The organism is Oscillibacter sp. CAG:155 (assembly GCA_000436875.1).
Taxonomy (GTDB): Bacteria; Bacillota; Clostridia; order Oscillospirales; family Oscillospiraceae; genus Oscillibacter.
In genome coordinates, this window is record FR890899.1 from 2,258 (window position 1) to 4,647 (window position 2,390).

At 63.9% G+C, this 2,390-nt stretch carries 3 protein-coding genes and 1 pseudogene; 3 read left to right on the forward strand and 1 reads right to left on the reverse strand.

Going from position 1 to position 2,390, the window contains the following annotated elements; translation table 11 throughout:
* Nucleotides 1-127 precede the first annotated feature (127 nt).
* Nucleotides 128-646: an RNA polymerase sigma factor gene (locus tag QZL67_RS05335; RefSeq protein ID WP_292919914.1), complete on the reverse strand. Its 519-nt coding sequence runs from the start codon at nucleotides 644-646 to the stop codon at nucleotides 128-130.
* Nucleotides 647-910: 264 nt separating this feature from the next.
* On the opposite strand from QZL67_RS05335, the gene QZL67_RS05340 reads away from it, so the two are divergent.
* The 3 genes and pseudogenes from QZL67_RS05340 to QZL67_RS05350 all read left to right on the forward strand — a co-directional run.
* Nucleotides 911-1,351, forward strand: coding sequence for a DUF3842 family protein (locus QZL67_RS05340; RefSeq protein ID WP_022289720.1), 441 nt, complete (start codon nucleotides 911-913; stop codon nucleotides 1,349-1,351).
* A 29-nt stretch (nucleotides 1,352-1,380) separates the two neighbouring features.
* Nucleotides 1,381-1,770, forward strand: a pseudogene (locus QZL67_RS05345) (glycerate kinase); the annotation flags it as partial.
* Nucleotides 1,771-1,783: 13 nt separating this feature from the next.
* The coding region (locus tag QZL67_RS05350; RefSeq protein WP_292919916.1) for a glycerate kinase at nucleotides 1,784-2,390 on the forward strand (607 nt) is incomplete at its 3' end.

The window sequence follows — 2,390 nt, forward strand, 5'->3', positions numbered from 1 at the left end:
CAGGTCTGTATACCGCTGGAGACACGCATCACAAAAGGCCAGATGTTCCGCTATTTCCAGGCGCTCCAGCTCAGACTGATCTTCCTGACGGATCAGTGCCAGCAGAGCCTCGTCCGTCAAATGTCCGTCAGCGCGAAAGCGTTCCATCCAATCTCCTCCTTTCCAGCTGCTCCCGCAAGAGCCGTTTCCCGCGGGCAAGCTGTGTATGGATCGTTTTGACCGGCCTGCCCAGCGCCAGCGCGGCTTCTTCGGGGGATTTCTCCTCCAGCAGGCATAGCTGGCAGACCGGGCGGTAAGGCTCTTTCAGGGCCTGAATCATTTGGGAGATATCAGCCTCTCCGCTGCGCTGGAGGGCGATTTCCTCTGCCGCAGGGGAGAGGCCCGGCGGCATTTCCTCATCTCCCGGCAGGACGGTGCGCCGGTTGTAGGCGCTTTGCAGATGATCCTTGGCTTTGTTGGCGGCGATGCGCGCCAGCCACTGCCGCTCATATCCCACCGGCATAGAATCCCGGTGCAGATAGGCGGAGAGAAAGGTCTCCTGGGTCAGATCCTCTGCGGAGGCAGCGTCCCGGACCAGCTGGAAACAGATGGTGTACACCAGCCGCTCATATTGTACCATCAGTCGGGAAAAGACTTCTTTTGTCATACTGGCCACGTCTCGCCGCCACCTCCTTTGTCGTCCGACATGTATATTACGGCGGGACAGCCGGGATTTCTTCAGGCTTTCCAAAAAAAGTTTACCGGATTTTCTGCCCGGCTGCAATGCTGCATCCAAATCTGCCGGGAACATGGGGCATCTCCATGCGGAACGGCAGCGACAGGCTGTTCCCACGTGGTTGACGGCAGGGGCAGAAACCCGGTATAATGAGAGCCGAATCATCACAAATCTGCATCGGGAGGAATGAGACGGATGAAGCGGGAAGCGATCCGGGTTTTGATTATTGACGGACAGGGCGGCGGCATGGGCCGGGGACTGGTGGAAGCTGTGAAAAAGCGCTGGCCCACGCTGCATATTCGGGCGGTGGGCACCAATGCCCTTGCCACGGGAGCGATGCTGCGGGCCGGGGCGGATGAATGTGCCACCGGTGAAAACGCGGTGATCTTCAATGCCAAGTGGGCCCATGTGCTGATGGGCCCCATCGGGGTGCTCACGCCCAACGGCCTGCTGGGCGAAGTCTCTGCCGCCATGGCCGGGGCAATCGGCGGCAGCGAGGCGGTGAAGATCCTGCTGCCGTCCCAGCGGTGCAGCATCCGCCTGGCGGTGGGGGAGCCCCGGCCGCTTCAGGCCTATCTGGACGAGGCAGTGAATCTGCTGGATAAGGAGCTCCGGCGGCTGGAGGATGAGGCATAAGGCCTGAGGAAAGAAAGGATGCAGGCAGTATGGGAAAGTGGATTCTGATTCCGGATTCCTTCAAGGGGACCATGTCATCCCGGGAGGTCTGTACCATGATGGCGTCCGCACTGCGGCACCATTTGCCGGAGGCGGAAATCGTCAGTGTTCCGGTGGCGGACGGAGGCGAGGGCAGTGTGGAGGCATTTCTGACTGCGCTGGGCGGCCGCCGGGTGGAGGTTCCCTGTACAGGCCCCGACGGGCGGCCGATTACCGGCTTTTACGGCTGCTTGCCGGATGGGACCGCGGTGATTGAGATGGCGGCAGCCGCCGGGCTCCCGCTGATGGAAGGGCATCTGTGCCCGGAGAGAGCTACCACCTATGGCGTGGGAGAGCTGCTGCGGGCGGCGGTCCGTGACGGTGCCCGCCGGGTGATTCTGGGGCTGGGCGGCAGTGCCACCAACGACGGCGGCTGGGGGGGCCACCAACGACGGCGGCTGCGGCTGCGCCGCGGCACTGGGCATCCGGTTTCTCGATCAGGAGGGAAACACCTATGTGCCCACAGGGGGAACGCTGGACCGCTTGGCGCGGATCGACGCCAGCGGGCTGGACCCGGCGGTGCGGGCGGCGGAGATCACGGTCATGTGCGACATCGACAATCCCCTCTGCGGCCCTACCGGCGCCAGCGCGGTGTTCGGTCCCCAGAAGGGCGCGGGACCGGCTCAGGTTGCCTGCCTGGACCGGAATCTCCGCCATCTGGCGGAGGTGATCCGGCGGGATCTTGGAACGGAGATTCTGGACCTGCCCGGCAGCGGTGCCGCCGGCGGCATGGGCGGCGGTATGGTGGCCTTTCTGGGCGGCCGCCTGCAAATGGGGATCGAGACAGTGTTGGATACCGTGGGGTTTGATACCATGGTACAGGGGGCAACTGCGGTGCTCACCGGGGAGGGGCGGATCGACGGTCAGAGCCTGCGGGGGAAGGTCGTGATCGGTGTGGCCCGCCGGGCCGCAGCGGTCGGTGTTCCGGTGATCGCTGTGGTGGGGGATGTGGCCCCCGGTG

What these genes read in the sequence shown, in the direction of transcription:
- QZL67_RS05335 (WP_292919914.1), bottom strand. Translation starts at nt 646, where the DNA reads ATGACAAAAGAAGTCTTTTCCCGACTGATGGTACAATATGAGCGGCTG.
- QZL67_RS05340 (WP_022289720.1), top strand. Translation starts at nt 911, where the DNA reads ATGAAGCGGGAAGCGATCCGGGTTTTGATTATTGACGGACAGGGCGGC.